General features: G+C 48.7%; 16 protein-coding genes and 6 pseudogenes. 8 read left to right on the top strand and 14 right to left on the bottom strand.

What is annotated here, in order from left to right:
• Nucleotides 1–154 precede the first annotated feature (154 nt).
• The gene (locus ACIPF8_RS23000; protein ID WP_400425836.1) at nucleotides 155–457 is read right to left on the bottom strand and encodes a hypothetical protein; all 303 of its coding nucleotides are present in this window, start codon (nucleotides 455–457) and stop codon (nucleotides 155–157) included.
• A 237-nt stretch (nucleotides 458–694) separates the two neighbouring features.
• On the opposite strand from ACIPF8_RS23000, the pseudogene ACIPF8_RS22995 reads away from it, so the two are divergent.
• Nucleotides 695–992: pseudogene (locus ACIPF8_RS22995) on the top strand (transposase); the annotation flags it as partial.
• A 39-nt stretch (nucleotides 993–1,031) separates the two neighbouring features.
• Here the strand turns inward: ACIPF8_RS22995 and ACIPF8_RS22990 are convergent.
• A pseudogene (locus tag ACIPF8_RS22990) lies at nucleotides 1,032–2,118 on the bottom strand (IS3 family transposase).
• Between the two features lie 771 nt (nucleotides 2,119–2,889).
• On the opposite strand from ACIPF8_RS22990, the gene ACIPF8_RS22985 reads away from it, so the two are divergent.
• Nucleotides 2,890–3,591, top strand: coding sequence for a response regulator transcription factor (locus ACIPF8_RS22985; protein ID WP_400425834.1), 702 nt, complete (start codon nucleotides 2,890–2,892; stop codon nucleotides 3,589–3,591).
• Between the two features lie 94 nt (nucleotides 3,592–3,685).
• On the opposite strand, the gene ACIPF8_RS22980 is transcribed toward ACIPF8_RS22985, so the two are convergent.
• The 4 genes from ACIPF8_RS22980 to ACIPF8_RS22965 all read right to left on the bottom strand — a co-directional run bounded on the left by ACIPF8_RS22980 (nucleotide 3,686) and on the right by ACIPF8_RS22965 (nucleotide 7,135).
• On the bottom strand, nucleotides 3,686–4,975 hold the full coding sequence (locus ACIPF8_RS22980; RefSeq protein ID WP_400425832.1) for a dicarboxylate/amino acid:cation symporter: 1,290 nt from the start codon (nucleotides 4,973–4,975) through the stop codon (nucleotides 3,686–3,688).
• A 590-nt stretch (nucleotides 4,976–5,565) separates the two neighbouring features.
• Nucleotides 5,566–5,961 carry a hypothetical protein gene (locus ACIPF8_RS22975; RefSeq protein WP_400425830.1) on the bottom strand — a complete coding sequence of 132 codons (396 nt, stop codon included), beginning with the start codon at nucleotides 5,959–5,961 and terminating at the stop codon, nucleotides 5,566–5,568.
• A gap of 243 nt (nucleotides 5,962–6,204) precedes the next feature.
• Nucleotides 6,205–6,846: a hypothetical protein gene (locus ACIPF8_RS22970; protein WP_400425828.1), complete on the bottom strand. Its 642-nt coding sequence runs from the start codon at nucleotides 6,844–6,846 to the stop codon at nucleotides 6,205–6,207.
• Nucleotides 6,821–7,135, bottom strand: coding sequence for a hypothetical protein (locus tag ACIPF8_RS22965; protein ID WP_400425826.1), 315 nt, complete (start codon nucleotides 7,133–7,135; stop codon nucleotides 6,821–6,823). The genes ACIPF8_RS22970 and ACIPF8_RS22965 overlap by 26 nt, the downstream gene beginning before the upstream one ends.
• A gap of 256 nt (nucleotides 7,136–7,391) precedes the next feature.
• Between ACIPF8_RS22965 and ACIPF8_RS22960 the strand changes: the two genes are divergently transcribed.
• Nucleotides 7,392–7,754 carry a hypothetical protein gene (locus ACIPF8_RS22960; protein ID WP_400425824.1) on the top strand — a complete coding sequence of 121 codons (363 nt, stop codon included), beginning with the start codon at nucleotides 7,392–7,394 and terminating at the stop codon, nucleotides 7,752–7,754.
• A gap of 39 nt (nucleotides 7,755–7,793) precedes the next feature.
• The gene (locus ACIPF8_RS22955; RefSeq protein ID WP_400425823.1) at nucleotides 7,794–8,360 is read left to right on the top strand and encodes a cytochrome b; all 567 of its coding nucleotides are present in this window, start codon (nucleotides 7,794–7,796) and stop codon (nucleotides 8,358–8,360) included.
• Nucleotides 8,361–8,953: 593 nt separating this feature from the next.
• Here the strand turns inward: ACIPF8_RS22955 and ACIPF8_RS22950 are convergent.
• From ACIPF8_RS22950 to ACIPF8_RS22930, 5 genes are all read right to left on the bottom strand, one after another.
• Nucleotides 8,954–9,577, bottom strand: coding sequence for a hypothetical protein (locus ACIPF8_RS22950; protein ID WP_400425822.1), 624 nt, complete (start codon nucleotides 9,575–9,577; stop codon nucleotides 8,954–8,956).
• Nucleotides 9,578–9,680: 103 nt separating this feature from the next.
• Nucleotides 9,681–9,863 (bottom strand): hypothetical protein, encoded by a 183-nt coding sequence (locus ACIPF8_RS22945; RefSeq protein WP_400425820.1) that lies wholly within the window; start codon nucleotides 9,861–9,863, stop codon nucleotides 9,681–9,683.
• Between the two features lie 48 nt (nucleotides 9,864–9,911).
• Nucleotides 9,912–10,178: a cell division topological specificity factor MinE gene (gene minE, locus ACIPF8_RS22940; RefSeq protein ID WP_400425819.1), complete on the bottom strand. Its 267-nt coding sequence runs from the start codon at nucleotides 10,176–10,178 to the stop codon at nucleotides 9,912–9,914.
• 1 nt (nucleotide 10,179) lies between these two features.
• Nucleotides 10,180–10,995 carry a septum site-determining protein MinD gene (gene minD / locus ACIPF8_RS22935; protein WP_400425818.1) on the bottom strand — a complete coding sequence of 272 codons (816 nt, stop codon included), beginning with the start codon at nucleotides 10,993–10,995 and terminating at the stop codon, nucleotides 10,180–10,182.
• Between the two features lie 399 nt (nucleotides 10,996–11,394).
• The gene (locus ACIPF8_RS22930; RefSeq protein WP_400425816.1) at nucleotides 11,395–11,580 is read right to left on the bottom strand and encodes a hypothetical protein; all 186 of its coding nucleotides are present in this window, start codon (nucleotides 11,578–11,580) and stop codon (nucleotides 11,395–11,397) included.
• 443 nt (nucleotides 11,581–12,023) lie between these two features.
• Here ACIPF8_RS22930 and ACIPF8_RS22925 point away from each other — a divergent pair.
• Together ACIPF8_RS22925 and ACIPF8_RS22920 are read left to right on the top strand one after the other, a co-directional pair.
• Nucleotides 12,024–12,832, top strand: a pseudogene (locus ACIPF8_RS22925) (IS3 family transposase); the annotation flags it as partial.
• A 21-nt stretch (nucleotides 12,833–12,853) separates the two neighbouring features.
• A pseudogene (locus ACIPF8_RS22920) lies at nucleotides 12,854–13,384 on the top strand (IS3 family transposase); the annotation flags it as partial.
• A 1,240-nt stretch (nucleotides 13,385–14,624) separates the two neighbouring features.
• Here the strand turns inward: ACIPF8_RS22920 and ACIPF8_RS22915 are convergent.
• The 3 genes and pseudogenes from ACIPF8_RS22915 to ACIPF8_RS22905 all read right to left on the bottom strand — a co-directional run.
• Nucleotides 14,625–14,834, bottom strand: a complete 210-nt coding sequence (locus ACIPF8_RS22915) for a hypothetical protein (RefSeq protein WP_400425814.1) — start codon at nucleotides 14,832–14,834, stop codon at nucleotides 14,625–14,627.
• Nucleotides 14,831–15,810: pseudogene (locus ACIPF8_RS22910) on the bottom strand (phage portal protein). Before ACIPF8_RS22910 ends, ACIPF8_RS22915 begins: the two are co-directional and overlap by 4 nt.
• A gap of 89 nt (nucleotides 15,811–15,899) precedes the next feature.
• Nucleotides 15,900–16,655 (bottom strand): annotated as a pseudogene (locus ACIPF8_RS22905) (terminase); the annotation flags it as partial.
• On the opposite strand from ACIPF8_RS22905, the gene ACIPF8_RS22900 reads away from it, so the two are divergent.
• Both ACIPF8_RS22900 and ACIPF8_RS22895 read left to right on the top strand, forming a co-directional pair.
• Complete coding sequence (locus ACIPF8_RS22900) at nucleotides 16,587–16,994, top strand: phage tail protein (RefSeq protein ID WP_400425812.1); 408 nt, start codon at nucleotides 16,587–16,589, stop codon at nucleotides 16,992–16,994. The pseudogene ACIPF8_RS22905 and the gene ACIPF8_RS22900 overlap by 69 nt on opposite strands.
• Complete coding sequence (locus ACIPF8_RS22895) at nucleotides 16,967–17,458, top strand: phage virion morphogenesis protein (RefSeq protein WP_400425810.1); 492 nt, start codon at nucleotides 16,967–16,969, stop codon at nucleotides 17,456–17,458. Before ACIPF8_RS22900 ends, ACIPF8_RS22895 begins: the two co-directional genes overlap by 28 nt.

Raw genomic sequence — 17,458 nt, 5'->3', positions numbered from 1 at the left:
TGCCACAAGCCCGGTATGTCTTAATCTCATACCGAATCACCATAAGTTCTCAATGAACTCACATGGACCTAAAGCTGAATGGGAAAGTCATGAAGCTTAACGCCAGACTAGTTTGATTGCAGAAAAATAGGTACTCAATTTCGACTAATTCATTTCAAGCGTTTATCGCTCGCGAGAAACTTTTTCGGTGATCTCCCATAAGAGCACGCAACTCTATAATGGGAAGACCACTGACTTCATTCATGCGAATCAGCAAAGTTGCTCCCACTGGCAAACGACGGTGGCGAATTTTACTTAAGACGGGCGGCGCAGTATCAAGAGCATGAGCCAATGCGGCATCACTTTTTAGTTTTAATAGATGCGTTAATACATCTAGTAATTTATTTGGATCATACGTTGCGAGTTCTTCTAATTTTTCGTACTCTAGCACATATTTTTTTTCGTTATTTTCAGTCATGAAATTACTCCCCAAATATGTAAACGTGGGCTAGATATAACAGGTAATTTGTCACCATTCACGCCATATTGTTTGAGTTTGCAACATTTGACATTTAGCTAAAAAATTACAACAAAAAATCACTTAATTTCGTATCCCCCCCAGTTAGGGAGACGCTGATTTATTCGATAGCACCAGACTTTCAACAAAGGCAATAGCTGCGAGATTTGCTTCAAATCGACAACGTGCAGGGTAATCATGCAAAAGAGTTTTTCGGATCTTGAATATGCTGCGAAGAAGAAGTTGACACGGCGCGACCTTCCTGGCAGAGATTGATGCGGCGACGCCGTGGGCGGCGCTATGGAAGGAAGTTGCGCCGTTTTATCCAAAAGCCGAAGGCGCGGGTCGACCGCCGATTGGGCTGGCGCGGATGTTGCGGATGTACGTAGCGCAGCAGTGTTTCGGCCTGTCCGATGAAGGTATTGAAGATGCGATCTACGAAAGTCAAGCCATCCGTGGTTTTGTCGGCATCGATCTGAACCGTGAGTCGGCGCCGGGTAATCCCCCCATTTTTAAGCAAAGTTAAAAGTAGAGGCTAAGCCGCAAGGGCCAATTTTTGTTTCGGGGTGATGCCGCCGAGCGCCATGTTTGGGGGTTCGTGATTGTATGTCCAGAGCCATTTCGTCGCAAATTCCTAGACCTCATCAACGGATTCGAACAGGTAATGTGCGAGCCAGTCATAGCGAACAGTTCTGTTATAGCGCTCGATATAAGCATTTTGTTGCGGCTGTCCTGGCTGAATAAAACTGATCTGGATGCTGCGCTTTTCTGCCCACGCGGCCAGTGTCGAACTGATGTATTCGGGGCCGTTGTCACAGCGAATCGTCATCGGTTTTCCTCTCCACTCAATAATTTGGTCAAGCGACCGAACGACGCGCGCTGCCGGTAGGGAGAAATCAACGTCAATGCCCAAGCCTTCCCGATTAAAGTCATCAATCACGTTGAACAGGCGAATGCTGCGTCCGTCCGACAGCTGATCGTGCATGAAATCCATTGACCAGACATCGTTGATCGACGTTGGCACCGACAACGGCTCGGGCTTTGCCCTGGTAAGCCGCTTTTTTGGTTTGATCCGCAAATTCAACTCTAGCTCGCGATATAGCCGATAGACGCGCTTGTGGTTCCAGCCGAAGCCTTTGACGTTGCGCAGGTACAGAAAGCAAAGGCCAAAACCCCAGTTGCGTTGATTCGCAGTCAACCGGATTAACCAGTCATCGACACGCTTGTTATCTTCCGATAGCTTTGCCTTGTAGCGATAACAGGTCTGGCTCATCGCGAAAGTCGCACATGCGCTGCTTACGCTGATTCCATGCGCTCGGACTGCCGCTTGTGCCATCTCACGTCGGTGAGATGGCTTTACCACTTTTTTGCATCGCCTCCGAAATGATCTCGGCCTTCAGCTTCTCTTCGGCGTACATCTTCTTGAGCCGACGGTTCTCGTCCTCCAACTCCTTCATCCGCGTCATCATCGACGCGTCCATGCCACCGTATTTGCTACGCCACTTGTAGAACGAGGCCGAACTCATCCCGTGCTCACGACAAAGCTCCGGTACTGGCGTGCCGGCTTCGGCCTGCTTCAAAATGTTGATGATCTGACTTTCGGTAAAGCGTGATGTCTTCATGTAAAACTTCCTCAAAATCTCATTTAAGAAAATTCTACTTTTAACTGATGCTTTTTTGTGGGGGGATTACTCCGCATTGATCGGCTCAGTGTGATAGCCATGCAAGGACCACCAACTTAGTTAAGTAATTGAAATAGGCGCGACGCAACCCAGATCATGCTTATGCTCCACTGTGAGTCTCGGTTTCGATGCGCCTGAATTCGGCCACATCTACCCTTCATTAGAGTAAATAATAAGAGCAACGAAAGCACTGTTTCGAGACTGTTTTCCTATATTAATAGCCACGAATTCTATTGATTTGATTGTCCACTATTGCTTTCATTGTCCAACCCATATGGACGTACAATATATCTGAGATGATGATTATTACCCCCTCAAGTGCTCACTAAAATACGGAGCCCCAACACCACTAGGCTTGTATCAGGAGATCGTCAAACATGTCGAGATCGGTTGCTACAAGACAATATGAGATGGACGTAAGCTCTAATTGAAAGTGGAGTGCGTGACTGCCATTACATGATCTCACCACTGAAAAATGGATAGCATGACGGCGAAATTATTGATCTTGATGTCAATCTTTGCCATGACATTTTCACGCCAGCAAGAAATCATGGGCAACACTCTGGGCTTGAGTGCTTGCCAACAATATCACCAATGCCCTTTTCTGCGCTCAGTGTCGTCTTAGATCGAACTTAAACAGATAGGCCCACCTCTACTAAATACAGCGAGCTATATCGTTATGCAATTTAGATTTCTCAACGGAAAAATTTTATGAGAATAGCGATTCTTGACGACGATCAGTCTCAAATCGATCTTGCTTATCAACTGCTGACAAACAAGGGGCATATTTGCCATTCGTTTCAAAGCGGAAAAGAGATATTAAGAAAGCTGCGTAGGGAGAGTTACGACTTGCTGCTTTTAGACTGGCATGTTCCTGACTTGAGTGGAATGGAAGTTTTGCGTCAGGTACGAGACAAATTATCCAAGACGCTTCCAATATTGTTCATGACAGCAAGAAACAGTGAAGAAGATATAGTTGAAGCTCTAAGCGCCGGTGCAGATGACTATATGACAAAGCCAATTCGAGATAGTGAATTATTGGCGCGCACGGAAGCACTACTACGACGCGCATATCCGATCAACATTTCGAGGGAAGAGATTGTATTAAATGAATATTTGTTCGAAACAAATACCAACCGCATCATTTGGGCCGGTGAATCAATTGAAATGAAAAAAAAGGAATTTGATTTAGCATTGCTATTTTTTTGCAATCTTGGTCGTCCACTTTCACGCGCATATATAACGGAAAAAATATGGTCGCGTGACGTGGACGTCCCGTCACGGACTCTCGACACTCACATTTCGCGGATACGAAGCAAATTGCACTTACGTCCAGAAAATGGCTATCGGCTGACTCCAGTTTATAGTTATGGGTATCGCTTGGAGAAGCTAAAACCCAACGATGCGACATAGTCATTAGCAATAATATATACCCTATCGGGTCTACAAAGAAACCAGACCTGCTCGAACAAATCCATCGCAAGTTGCGGCAGGCCTGCTTTGGAATTTAGCCCCCCATTACGATATTTACGGCCGGAATCTTCTCAACAGTATTTTTTTCATTCTCCGGCAATAAATCACCTTCCCATTTCGCAACTACAGCAGTAGCGACAGAATTACCAACAGCATTAGTCGCAGAACGGCCCATATCAAGGAATTGATCTATACCCATGATCAACAACAATCCAGCTTCTGGGATGTTGAACTGATTCAAGGTTGCAGCGATCACTACAAGAGAAGCCCGCGGAACTCCTGCCATGCCCTTAGAAGTAAGCATCAGTAGTAACAGCATAGTTATCTGAGTACTGATTGGCAGGTGAATACCATAAGCCTGGGCAATAAATAATACTGCAAAGGTGCAATACATCATCGAGCCATCCAGATTAAATGAATAGCCCATCGGCAGCACAAAGCTGGAAATTTTGCGCTTGACACCAAATTTATCCAAGGCTTCCAACAACTTAGGGTATGCGGCCTCCGAGCTGGCTGTCGAAAACGCCAATAGAAATGGTTCGCGGATCAATCCGACCAATCTGAACACGCGTGGGCCTATGAACACAAATCCAGCAGCAATAAGTAGTCCCCATAGACAAATTAGACCGAAATAGAAACCACCCATAAATTTTGCAAAGGTCAGCAACACGCTCAAGCCTTGAGTGGTAACAACCGAAGCGATGGCCGCAAAAACCGCCAGTGGCGCCATATACATGATGGCACCGGTAATACGTAACATAACTTGTGCCAGCTCATCGATAATATTTGCGAGCTTCTTGCCTGCGTCCCCCAAGCCGGCCAATGCAGTGCCGAAAAAAATCGAGAACACGACTACTTGCAGGATTTCATTATTAGCTAATGCCTCTATCGGCGAACTAGGGATAAGATGTTTGACGAAATCTTTCAATGTAAAACCGGACATCTTAAGATTGGTAGCCGCCCCAATATCCGGCAACGGCATGTTGAGATTCGCCCCCAATTGCATAAAGTTAGAGAGTACGAGTCCCAGAGTGAGCGATACCAATGAGGCGGTAACAAACCAGAGCATGGCCTTTGCCCCAATTCGTCCCACACTTTTAGCATCTCCCATATGTGCAATTCCCACAGTCAAAGTGGAAAACACAAGAAGCGCAATAATCATCTTAATCAAACGCAAAAATACATCCGTGACTATAGAGATATACCCCGCAACATCTATGGCAGTTTTCTGGTCAGGAAAAGCCTGATGACAGGCATAACCCACCAACACACCGAGAATCATTGCAAAGAGAATGTATAAGGTTAGTGGGCGCTTTTTCTTCATTTTATATCTCCTGTTGAAGTGCCAAAATGGCTGACGACTCAATCGTGTTACCGTAATTTTTATTCCCATCTGAAAAGTATTTAAGAAACACTCTCCTAATGGCGCTTCCTGTCAAAATCGCACAATCATTGCGTTCGATAAAAATATCTCGCAGAAGAAATTTTCCGGTAATTTTTGTTAGTGGATGACAGATGGAATAGCCGCCAACTCTCGACGCTGTGATCGCCAAGATCGGTTTATTTATTTGCAGCGATGGCGACGCACGACGCTTTCATGAAGCATCTACGCAAAGCGATGAATTGCATGTGGTCATGCAAATTGCCGTGAAATGAAATCTAAAAATCGCGGGATTTCCGCATCATTTAGTTATGCTGATTGTACAATCAGATAAAAATTTAACCAGCATTAGTAGAAATATCGAGTCAAATTTTGCAATGATTCACACTTCTGTAGCAAGTTCGCGCGGCCGACATTGAGTCAGGATTCATACTCCAAATACTCAAGAAAAAACTGAGAAATAACAGCCAATTAAATAACTTAACAGTCACTTTTAACAGATGAATTCCTGATTTTTAGTTTCACTCCATGGTTCACTGAGTATCAAAATATTTGTTCATATCGCGAAATCCCTTGATATATGTCATGTCATCGCGTTTCTGCAAAATGTACTTTTTACTGTACGGTGCAATGTTAATGCCACCATCAATCGCCACAATTTCGTAGGCGATCTTTACGTCCGCATGCAGGAGCACGTACAGCACATCCTTGGTCTTCGCGGTGAAGTGCGCAAGATCCTCCACCAGCCTCAACGCCTCGATCAACGCAACGATTTGCGGTTCGGCGTTATCAAGTGCATACCCACGATCAACCACGGTCGATGGTTGGAAATTCTCTACGACCAACAGTTTGGCATCGCCAAGCAACTCCCACTCGACATCCGGCCCATCCGACGAATCCAACACGCCAAGCCCGCCCAACGTCGGCATGCCACCGATGCTGTCGTCAGCCTGGCGCAATAGCCGCAGACCGAAAGCGTGGTATGGAATGCAATTCGGATGGCGCGACGTGACACTTCGTTCAGCCCTGTTGATTTGCGTTCATACGCTACGCAACATGATTAGCCCTTCAATTTCATCGTGATCACGTCAAAGTCTGCCCGGGATAACTGGCCGGCATCCTTGAAATTTTGTAGAGCCTTTTGTGCCTCAATGACCGCCGTGCCTGCCGCCTTAACCCACATAACCGGCACAGCCAAACACGACGAACAAGCGTCGGTATTCGTCGCATTCCACATGGAATACCTTGTCGCCATTAGCAACATTCGTAAATTCCACGCTATAGGTATACGGCGCACCAGCCGCATCGGCGACTGAGATGTCGCTGATATAGCGGCCATGACTGGGTTGCGGCATCTCAATCTTATAAAATGCCTGCAAAACAGTCACGGTATGCTCAATGACGCGAACCTGCTTTTGCAGCAGTTCAGCATGCCTCACGCCGCCGGCAGGAACCGTTACCGGCAAATCGGCAACGTACATGTGGCCGCTGGAATCTAGCAGGCCGCGACCGGCGCCAATGGAAAACGCAGCATTGGTTGGATTCTCCACCTTCACCTTCACGCGCGCCGGCGTTGCCATCGGCATCAGCCCCTTCAGCGAGGCATCAGCCAGCACTGTGGAATCCCGCACCTTGTCAAAGGGCTCCATCGCGCCGAGCTCAATCTGCTGCGACATCATCGCCATCATCTGCGCAACGGCAGACTGCGCCAGCAGCAGTCGCGGATCGCCCACCTGATACAACGCCGCCAGTTCAGGGAACTGCGAGACGGAATTGACGATCACCCGATCAAAGTCTTCCTTGGTATAGGCCATGCCAGCTCACGTGCTCCTGCCAGCCGGCGACGTCAACAATCAATTCGCTGCGATCCGGCAGAGCATCCACGTAGAAGACATTCACGGCGCCAACCGGCATCACATCCAATGCAGGAACGTCCTCGCGCATCTTGCCGATGAAAGCATCGCCAATGCCGGCGGCCACGGGATTTTGCAGCAGCGACTGGGGATCAGCGCCGTAATCCGAACCAAGATCGCCGTTAGGCGGAGTATTCAGCCAGTGGTTGACCATGGCTTGAATGTCTTGAGCGGTGTTAGTCGGTTTCATGGTGATGATGATAGAGCCCTCACCGAGGGTCAGATAATGAGGTTTTCCGGCACCTCAATTCGAACATGAAAATATTTCCATATGAATATTTTTTATTAATCTTAAAAATTCATCCGATTAAAAAAACGACATCGAGTGCCAAATCGTTAAGCCACTTTGAATTTTCTGAAAAAAAATAATATTTCGGGAATAAATCGTAGATGATCGGAGTTATGTATTTGGTAGCTATGTACGACCTCGCCATCAAGGAGAAACCATGCGTAAAAACTTATATTTGTTGCTCACCTGCCTCGGCCTAACTCTGCCTGCCCTGGCCGAAACACCCAAGACCTTGAATGGAAAATTGGTTGATGAAAATGGCCTAACACTTTATGTTTTTGATGAAGATACTATCGTCGGCAAGAGTGCCTGCAATGAAGGATGCACTGCGACGTGGCCACCAGCAATATCCAAACCTAGTGACAAGACCATCACCAGCTGGAGTTTTGTAACACGCATCGATGGCAAACAGCAGTGGACTTATAAGGGACACCCCGTATATCGCTTCGTCATGGATCACAAAACCGGTGACACAAACGGCGATGGCATCGCCGGTGTATGGCACACAGCGAAACCTTGATTCTGATAATTTCACGACACAATATCAAAGGAGTTGATAATGCAAAAATTGGACGTCAGTATGCCTTCCTCCGAACAACGCGCTTATAACAATCCCGCAGTTGTTTTTCATTGGTTGATCGCCTTGTTTATCTTCATGAATTTCTCTCTAGGAATTTACATGGAGACATTTCCCAAGCACACGCCGTCGAACGACGCAGTGCTGTTCTATCATGCGTCACTTGGAAGTCTGGTTTTTATGTCGGCCTTGGCTCGTCTGCTTTGGCGGATAACTCACCGTCCCCTGCCATTGCCATCCAGCGTTTCCAACTGGCAGGTAACTGCATCTCATGTACTGCATTGGACTCTATATATTTTGATGTTGACGGTGCCGTTGAGCGGCTTTATTCATCGCCAAGCCGGCGCACACGCAGTCAATTTCTTTGGTCTTGCAGCACTGCCGGTATTGGTTGATAAAAATGAGCCGCTACGATTATTTACGGATACGCTACACGAAACTCTAGTCTGGGTACTTGCCGCATTAGTGTTGGGTCATCTGATGGTAGCATTGAAGCACCGTTTCATTGACCGTGATGGTGTAGTCGAACGTATGTTGCGTCGACTCTAATTACACCAAATTTCCAATCCGATGGTAATCGCCATCGGATTTCGATTGAAACGGGGAATGATATCGGCAGTTCGAACCTAGATAATTGTTTGGAGATGTAATCAGCCGATTGCTAACTAACTATTTTCTTAGATACGCTCGGCAACTATGAGAGGTTTGATAACGATGAAGATAGAACCATCACTGGGCTTGAGATGAAGAAATTTTCTCAATTTATTTTTAAAAATAGAAAAAATATTGGATAGAAATTCTTTGAGGAAGTGAGCGAAGCGCACTCCTATTGATCTCTGCCACCATTTTTTATAGGCATGGCATGGTTGTGAAATATTTTTTCCAAAACAACACTTCCAACAACAAACATCGCACCTCCAAAAAAGCAAGCTATCAGCGAAAAATCGGCGAACGGAAATTTGGAAAGTCCTATACTGAGAAAAACACATAAAAAAAGGAGTCCCAGATAAGCAACGCGCGGCGCACCATAGTCTATATTGGTAAGACACTTGTCACAGACGTCCGATCGTGATGCTATTGACTCTTTACAAGAGGGGCAACTTTTCTCATTCATGTTTATCATCCATTTTCTATGGAGGGTTCTATATCAAATTCGAAAATTCAAAATTGGATACATTAATTAAATCAGTTTTTGTCTCTTCTTTTCTAAGCATGATCAATTTCGTCACAGGATGAGAAGCAATTGCAGTCAAGTTTTTACCCAGCTTTACTCTTGTCATAACTACCTTGTGCGCGCGCCATTCTGATTTGACGGCAATCCTATTATTTTCAAACTGCACGTTTTCTCTGTCATGGATAGAGCGAGACTCCACTTGAACCTCGGTTCTCACACTTCTTAAACTATTGGCAAACCCAGGAAAATTCTGATCTTCCTTTGATTTGTCGGTTTGCGGAGCGTCGATATTTTCCATAGCAATTACCACCCCCTCCAAGATGGAGCAGATATCTACGTTTCCACCTGAGGACTTCAGCAAGTTGCTTTTACGGCCAGGGTCTCTCAGAACACGTCGTTTTTCTTGTAATTTTGGATTCTTTGAAATGCTCGGAAAAATTTTCGCATTGCATACCGCGGCTGGCGTATTCGAAGCCGATATTGTTGCCCCCCTCCTCGCCCTTATCTCCTTCTCTACTTCTTTAAGCAACTTCCTCAATTTCTGAGAGGAAAATATCGAAAAATCTTCAGCTATCAGATCAATTTTTATCATCACATTTCGCTGAGAAACATCGTAGTATTCATAAGAATATTTTTCTGCTGAAAATCGCCGTTTTAATTAGAGTCGTAACCAAAACCAAAGAATTTTGAACAACTTACATATACTCCAAATCTACACGACGTTGTCTTGCTTCTTCCAGCGCATCCTCAATCATGCGGCGCTTTTCAGTTTTACTTTTCTCACTTAACGCATAAATCTCCTCTGGTGAATGTTCAGAAACCGCCGCTTCAATGCAACCGATCATATTTTCATTGCCTTTTCGTTTATCTCTTTTCATTGAAGGGTCCGAAAAAATATCCATAATGAGCTGATCTCGAATTCACATTCATAAAATATGGCATTCGGCGTCTGACATCACCACATTCACGTCCAGCACTTCCAGATTTCCCTGGCGGTCTAGCGAAATCTTGATGTCGTCGGCATTCACCTTGGTGTACTTCGAAATCACCTCGATCAGCTCCTTGTGCAGCGCCGGCAGGAAATCATGGCCGCTGCGTCCGTTGCGTTCGCGGGCGATGATGATCTGCAGTCGCTCCTTGGCGGCCGATGCAGTCTTCGGCTTGCTGTTGAATAAGAACGAGAGCAATGCCATGTTATTTCCCTCCAAAGATGCGGTGCAGGAAACCCGGTTTCTCATAGGAAGTGAAGCGCAGGGTGACGTCTTCGCCGAGGAAGCGCGAGACGACATCTTCGTAGGCCAGTGCTACATCGCTGCCCCTGATATGGATCGCCGGATTGCCCTGGTTGGAGGCGTGCAAGACGGATTCCGATTCAGGGATGATGCCGATCAACGGGATGCGCAGGATGTCCTGGACATCGGTATATGAGAGCATTTCGCCGGCTTCGACGCGCTTCGGCGAGTAACGTGTGATCAACAGGTGTTCCTTGACCGGCTCGCCGCCATTTTGGGCGCGGCGCGACTTGGCCTGGATGATGCCGAGGATGCGGTCGGAATCGCGCACCGACGAGACTTCCGGATTGGTCACGACGATTGCCTCATCGGCAAAGGTCAGCGCCATCACTGCGCCGCGCTCGATGCCGGCAGGCGAATCGCAGATGATGAATTCGAAATCCATCTTGATGAGGTCGTTGAGGACGGTCTCGACGCCTTCTTCCGTCAACGCATCCTTGTCGCGGGTTTGCGAAGCAGGCAGGATGAACAGGTTGTCGCAATGCTTGTCCTTGATCAGGGCCTGGGTCAGCGTGGCTTCCTTGTTGACGACATTGATCAGATCGTACACGACGCGGCGTTCGCAGCCCATGATCAGATCCAGGTTACGCAGGCCGACATCGAAGTCGAGTACCGCAGTCTTGTGGCCGCGCATGGCCAGACCCGATGCAAAACTGGCGCTGGAGGTGGTCTTGCCAACTCCGCCTTTGCCGGACGTAACAACGATGATTTTTGCCAAGATATCCCTACTTCACATGCAACATAAGACAAGAAAATTACTCAAGGCGATAGAGTATCCAGCTCAATAGAACTGATAAAAGATCGAATTAAATCTTAGAAAAATCAGCCGCAAAGAGCCCGAAAATTTTATTCAGACGCCATAGTATCTAGCCAAATTTACTTTCATATAAAAAATCGGATACAGCTTCTAGCTCACTATTTCCTAGAGGCAGAGAAAAAACTCTCTTTTTTAGTCAGAGAATTAGGCCTTAATAAACTATACAAACAATACCGACTCCTAAGAGGATCTTGCGAGAATTGTTCAGAAATTCATCAAATAGTCGAAAAAAATCACGAGAAAAATTCATCTTGAAATATCTCATTTCAATCTCGCACGTTCGAATCTCATTTCGTCAGATCACATACCAAGCAGATCAGCACGGCGTTGCCTCATATTTTCCAACGCGTCTTCTATTTTTCGACGGCACTCAACTTTCTTTCGGTCTCTAGCAGCGTAATTTTCCGCCTCCAGAGAAAATTCCAATGTGTGCTCATCAAGATTAATAGCATCACTTTCGCCATTTTTCTGGAATCCAACAATCATAATTTCCTCCTATCAATCAATTTCATTACAGAGACAATCCACAATCTCCAAGTCGTCACATATCCAAAGTCACATATGCGATATCACGACCAGACTTAGCGTAGATGGACAATATTTATGCTACGCGAAAATGTGTCTCGACAAGTCATAAGAGTCCTCAAGGCAAGATGAATTTATCAATCGTTCACATGTATGTTGCCTCGACACCTTCGTTTAGAAAAAAATTGGCGATCACCGCCGCTTTAACATTCATAAACAATCGGCTCTGAGATAGCATCGCCGTTTTTGATACTCCCCCATTTAAAAAACTCAGGGCGATTGATCTAAATCAGCAGCTGTTGAAATCAACAGAGAAGCACCAAGCTCAGTTTTCAATTGTTCATGACCTGCCCCCAACATTAGCTTCATAACGTAGTAGAGTCCGATTCTCAAAGGAACGGACGATAAAGAAACGATTTAGTGAAGAACAGATCATTGGATTTTTGAAGGAAGCCGATGCCGGTCTTCCGGTAAAGGAGCTGTGCCGTAAGCACGGCTTCTCGGAGGCATCGTATTACAAGTGGAAGGCCAAATTTGGCGGCACAGAAGTCTCCGATGCCAAACGCCTTAAGGCGCTCGAAGAAGAGAACAGTAGGCTCAAGCGCTTGCTAGCTGATTCTCTGCTCGACAATGCGGCCTTGAAGGATGTCGTTTCTCGAAAGTGGTAAGCCCGCAAGCACATCGCGAAGCGGTTGCCGTTCTGAAGATGGAATGGCAGCTCTCTGAGCGCCGTGCCTGCGGGCTGATGAATATATCGACTTCAGTGCTACGCTATCAAGCGAGAGCCGACGCCAATGGCGCCCTGAGTGTGCGTATTAGTGCGCTTGCCGGGGAGAGACGGCGTTTCGGTTACCGGCGGATTCATATCTTGCTGCAACGAGAAGGCTGGGCCATCAATGTCAAACACGTCTAAAGGCTTTATTGCAAAGCTGGCTTAGCGGTGAGAAAGCGTCGCCGCAAACGGATCGCTCTGACTGAACGATTGCCATTGCTACTTCCCTCCCAACCGAATCACGCCTGGTCGGTGGACTTCATCCATGACGCTTTGGCAGATGGCCGGCGTATACGTTGTTTGAACGTCGTTGACGACTTCACCAAGGAGAGCGTTGTCATCGAAGTCGATACTTCAATCTCGGGGCTGCGAGTGGCGCGGGTGTTGGACCGTATCGCTGAACATCTGCCTTTGCCAAACATGATTCGCGTCGATCATGGCCAACTTCAAGCTAGCGTGCATGCAATTGCACCGAATCTGCTGGACCGGCAGTTTGAGGCAACGGCCCCCAATCAGAAATGGGCAGCCGACTTCACTTATGTGTGGACCGGTGAAGGCTGACTGTTTGTTGCGGTCGTACCAGACTTATATTCGCGGCGTGTCGTAGGCTGGTCAATGCAGTCGACAATGACGGCGCAGCTGGTGATGGATGCATTGCTGATGGCTGTCTTTCGCAGAGGACGCCCTCGGGCTGTACCGCACCATTCAGACCAAGGCTCTCAGTACACCAGTGAGGACTTCCAGCGCCTGCTGGAGTCGCATGGCATTGTGTGCAGCATGAGCCGTCGTGGAAATTGCTGGGATAACGCCGCGATGGAGAGCTTCTTCTCGACGATGAAAACTGAGCGATTAAGCAGAAAGCACTATCGAACCAGGGATGATTTACGTGCAGACGTGTTCGACTACATAGAAAGGTTTTACAATCCAAGACGCCGACATTCAACTATCGGCTATATCAGCCCAGTACAATTTGAAAATCTAAAATGCGCCTAGCGGAAGTGTCCGTGCTGTTGGGGGAAGGCCAGATCAAATTATTGATACCAAAGGAGAATAAACGGGAAACACTTTCTCAGATATTTGCGGTCACGCAGCCAATATCTAAATCGATCCGCGCGATCTGCTGGCACCAACTTCTCTGAAAAAGTCATGGAAACCCAATATTTAGGTCACCGAAGGAGGAGAATGTATGCCGAGTAAATTTTTCTTTTGTTCGCTTTCTCTCTTAACCGCACTTTCACAAGCGGCGGAACCGCAGGCCAAACTTATTCAGACCTATCATTCAACTGAGGGAACGGGGCGGACAGGCGTGGGGGGACTGGAAATTTGGAGTCGGGATCAGTCGCTTTTTTTGTATGGCAAAGGATCGGCACCATGGCGTAAAGATGTACCGCGAAGCGGCTTAAGGCGCTGCCATTACTTGCTGTAGGCGTGCGAGCAATCTTCCCATAAAAGAAAAGCCCGCTGACTGTGCGGCGCGGGCGAAATTGCTTGGGTGACCATGAAACGATTTGACTATAGGTCGGACATCAGCAGAATTCAAGCACCGTTCGCGTCCGATCCGCATAAGTACTTGCGGTTCGCTCTGACAATCGTTTCGTAAATCAACATTGCGGAACAGCCCTCCCACGAGCGATATGCTCACCAGACTATCGCAATATCTATTGGTCTTCCGTTGAAGGTTTCACAAACGATCACATAAGCTACTCACAAAAAAAGCCCGCGACCTTTCGGCGCGGGTTGCAATAACATCGGATTGGATAGATCCAGGCCCAACATTAACGCATTTTTTATACGGACGAACCTGTTAAAAGTGATAGAAATCTAGCTGCACTGATGAATTTGTTGCTGCATCTAACTTCAGTACCGAACTATCTATCCCTCGACGAATCCCGCGTTGCTTGGGTACTTAGCGTTTTAGCTAAGCACGTAAAAAGCAGTGCGTTCCGCATTCATCACAAGCGCGTGTAGCTGGAAATTTAAAGTCGAGATCAGTCGCTCTTTGTTATGTGAAGCAGATCAACGCCAAGATGTAACACAGCAAGGTGAGGCGGCTTGAAGCGATGTAGGTATCGTCGGCACTTACAGCATGTATAGGAGCAGCGATTCACATAAAAATAGCCCGCTAACCTTGCGGCGCGGGCTGAACGTGAATCAAGGGACTCCCCACTAAGAGAGTGATTTCACTATAAACCAATCCGTGATGCGTGAGAGCGATCTCACAATATTTCACATGTTACCGACCGGCACATCTCTTCGCCTCCTGTTCGCTCTGGTAGTCATCACGGCAATCCGTATTGCAGAACAGGAAGCCATGTGCGATCTGCTCGTCGCAGTAATGGCAATGCCCATCGGCCACCAGTTGCGGCATCTTGCGTGCACGCGCCATGGCGTTTTCAATGTCCTTGGCAATGCGCCACTCGGCGCGGTCAGCTACGTCGCTCATGCTGGGCTCTTCCCGTCCATGCTGTCCAGTAGGTATTTGTCGAACTTCACGACCTCTTCTCCTATCCATTCGTTGATCATTAAAAATTGCGATTGCAGCGGCACCAGCTCGTTGCGGGCGAACACGCGCGCCGCCGGCTCGACCGCGCCGAAGCCGCCGGCATTGCTCGGCATGATTCCCTGCAGTTGCAGCGGCACCCGATGCGCAGCCAACAGGTCGTCGCGGGTCACACCCTTGATGTTGAAGAATTCGTCTTTGGCTGCAACTTCCAACACCGGCAGAATTTGGATGCCGTCCTTCTTGCCGTTCGGTGCGTACATGAACACGTTGTGGAAATTGCCCGGCCCCTTGCTTTCCTTCAAGGCCTTGCGCAGCTGGTCGACATCCTCAATGTTCTGCGCGGCGTCGGTCATGTAGAGGATGAAGCCGGCGTGCGAGCCGTTTTGGTAATACTTGCGGCGGAACAGGTGGCGGATTCGTTGAGCCAAGCCGACTGCAAGGCAGGCAGGTATTGCGGCATGCCTTACACCTCCTGGTTCACATCCGGGTCCATCAGGTGAAAAATCGCGCCCCTGGTGAATGCGTACTCCTGCTGCCAGCCAGGAACAAAGTAGTAGTTATCGAGTTCCTTGCCCCGCCTGGTGTATTTGCCCAGCGCGTGCTTGATCTCGAGTAACCTGCCGGTGCGGCTCATGCGCTTTTCTGGATAGGCATTACCGAAGGTCATGAAGTCCAGCGCCAAGCGCTTAAACGTTGCCAGCGACAGATATTTGTTCGGCACAAAAGTGGACGACAGGATGTTGACCTTGAAGTGAATGGCGCTGCTGTGGTGGACGCTGGCGCTAAACGATTTCGCCAGACCTTGCCAACTGATCGGCGGTTCATACCAGCGGCCATTGAGCCAGCACTCCAGGTTCTCCATGATGTCAGCGTGATCGAGCACCGGCGTCGGATCGCCAAACGAGAACGCCTCCATCGATTGGGTTGCTACGGACGGCGTTGCCGCTGCCGGCGGCGCGGCGGCGTGCTGCCCTGTGCGTTTAAAGCGTTGTTTCTTCGTGATGTAAAAATCTCCATAAATGAGGTCGTGGATTCCGATATGTCCTCAATCGGTTCGTGATCGAGCGCGTGCATGCATGCCCAGGCCAGGTCAGCGTGGCCGGTGTCGGCGGTACGGCCGGCGTCGTAGGTGACTTGCCTGCCGCTGGCAGTGATGGTTTTGCGAATCGCCATGAAAGCCGCCGACAGGTCGGTGGCGCCGGCGTCAAATTCCAGCCGTCCTTTGCTGATGACATCCTTGGCTTTTAAGACCATGCGGGTCTTCACTTCGGGGGAATAGTTGATGGCTGTGGCGCCGGGGAAGAACTGGCGCACAATCGGAAACACGCCGATGCCCATGCCGGTGGTGTCAATGCCGATGTATTCAACCTGGTAGCGCTGGGTCATTTGCCGGATCGCCTGCGCGGCGAAATCCATGCCGCGCCATTGGAAGCGCTCCAGGACGCGGAACTTGCCGCCAGCGACGACAGGCGGCGCCAGCACTACACAACCGGTGCTGTCCCCACTCAATGAAGGGTCGTAGCCAATCCAGACCAGACGATAACCAAACGGGCACTCTGCAAACGGCTTAACGTCATCCCACGCGTCCCAGGCATCGACCATGCAGCGCTGCAGCTCGGCCAGCGGAAAAATCGACCTGTTGTCGTCGACGAAGTTACACATCAATAAATTGTCGAACTGGTCGGGGCTGTATTGGTAATCGCGCAGTTGGCCACCGGCACCGGCACCGCCTCGCTGTCGTTTGAGTATCGGTACAAATTGAACATCATCATTACCGACTACGCCGACAGCGAAGACGCGATCATGGTGCCGCTGCTGGCGTGGGTGCAACTACACCAACGCGATCTTCTGGATAATCCCGATTTGTGCAAGAGTGGAATCGGCTTTGATGTCGACTACAACAATCACGAATCGATCGATATCGCCATCACGCTGGCGCTCACTGAACGGGTGGTGGTGAAGCAGGCCGGCGCCGCTCGCCTGGAAGTGCAGCACCTGGCCGAGCCGCAAATGACAACAGGCTACACGGACGCGTTCTGGCAAGCTTATACGGGTGAGTCGTTGCTGGCAGAATGGCACACACCCGCCAATCCCGAATGAGTGATGACCTCACCGCGATTGAAGCCTGGGCCGTCGCGTTACTGGAGCAACTGCAACCAGGTCAGCGCCGGGTGGTGACGCGCAAGATCGCCCAGGACTTGCAGCGCTCCCAGGCGCAAAGCACTGCTGCCCAACGAGCGCCGGACGGCACACCCTACGTTAAGCGGAAACAGCGCAAGAACTTACGCGGCAAGAAGGGAACAGTAAAACGGCAGAAGGCGGCGATGTTTCAAAAAATCCGGTTGCAGAAAAACCTGAAAATCGAGCAGGATGAAAACCAGCGATCGGTTGGCTTCTTTGGTCGTGTGGCGCGCATCGCCCGCGTGCATCAGGAGGGATTGACCGACAAGGTTTCAAAGAAAGGGCCAGAGTATAGCTACCCGGCCCGGCCTTTACTTGGTTTCAGCGCTAACGATCAAACCTTGATTCGTGACGCGCTGTTGCACCACATGTGCAGTTTCTGA

The organism is Collimonas sp. NPDC087041 (assembly GCF_044745265.1).
Classification (GTDB): Bacteria; Pseudomonadota; Gammaproteobacteria; order Burkholderiales; family Burkholderiaceae_D; genus Collimonas.
The sequence above is the reverse complement of the archived record's forward strand: the minus strand, read 5'-3'. Positions and strand labels throughout refer to the sequence as shown.

What these genes read in the sequence shown, in the direction of transcription:
- ACIPF8_RS22950 (WP_400425822.1), bottom strand. Translation starts at nt 9,577, where the DNA reads ATGATAAAAATTGATCTGATAGCTGAAGATTTTTCGATATTTTCCTCT.
- ACIPF8_RS22975 (WP_400425830.1), bottom strand. Translation starts at nt 5,961, where the DNA reads ATGCCGACGTTGGGCGGGCTTGGCGTGTTGGATTCGTCGGATGGGCCG.
- ACIPF8_RS22985 (WP_400425834.1), top strand. Translation starts at nt 2,890, where the DNA reads ATGAGAATAGCGATTCTTGACGACGATCAGTCTCAAATCGATCTTGCT.
- ACIPF8_RS22915 (WP_400425814.1), bottom strand. Translation starts at nt 14,834, where the DNA reads ATGAGCGACGTAGCTGACCGCGCCGAGTGGCGCATTGCCAAGGACATT.
- ACIPF8_RS22895 (WP_400425810.1), top strand. Translation starts at nt 16,967, where the DNA reads ATGGCACACACCCGCCAATCCCGAATGAGTGATGACCTCACCGCGATT.
- ACIPF8_RS22930 (WP_400425816.1), bottom strand. Translation starts at nt 11,580, where the DNA reads ATGATTGTTGGATTCCAGAAAAATGGCGAAAGTGATGCTATTAATCTT.
- ACIPF8_RS22970 (WP_400425828.1), bottom strand. Translation starts at nt 6,846, where the DNA reads ATGGCCTATACCAAGGAAGACTTTGATCGGGTGATCGTCAATTCCGTC.
- ACIPF8_RS22980 (WP_400425832.1), bottom strand. Translation starts at nt 4,975, where the DNA reads ATGAAGAAAAAGCGCCCACTAACCTTATACATTCTCTTTGCAATGATT.
- ACIPF8_RS23000 (WP_400425836.1), bottom strand. Translation starts at nt 457, where the DNA reads ATGACTGAAAATAACGAAAAAAAATATGTGCTAGAGTACGAAAAATTA.
- ACIPF8_RS22965 (WP_400425826.1), bottom strand. Translation starts at nt 7,135, where the DNA reads ATGAAACCGACTAACACCGCTCAAGACATTCAAGCCATGGTCAACCAC.
- ACIPF8_RS22945 (WP_400425820.1), bottom strand. Translation starts at nt 9,863, where the DNA reads ATGAAAAGAGATAAACGAAAAGGCAATGAAAATATGATCGGTTGCATT.
- ACIPF8_RS22955 (WP_400425823.1), top strand. Translation starts at nt 7,794, where the DNA reads ATGCAAAAATTGGACGTCAGTATGCCTTCCTCCGAACAACGCGCTTAT.
- ACIPF8_RS22960 (WP_400425824.1), top strand. Translation starts at nt 7,392, where the DNA reads ATGCGTAAAAACTTATATTTGTTGCTCACCTGCCTCGGCCTAACTCTG.
- minE (WP_400425819.1), bottom strand. Translation starts at nt 10,178, where the DNA reads ATGGCATTGCTCTCGTTCTTATTCAACAGCAAGCCGAAGACTGCATCG.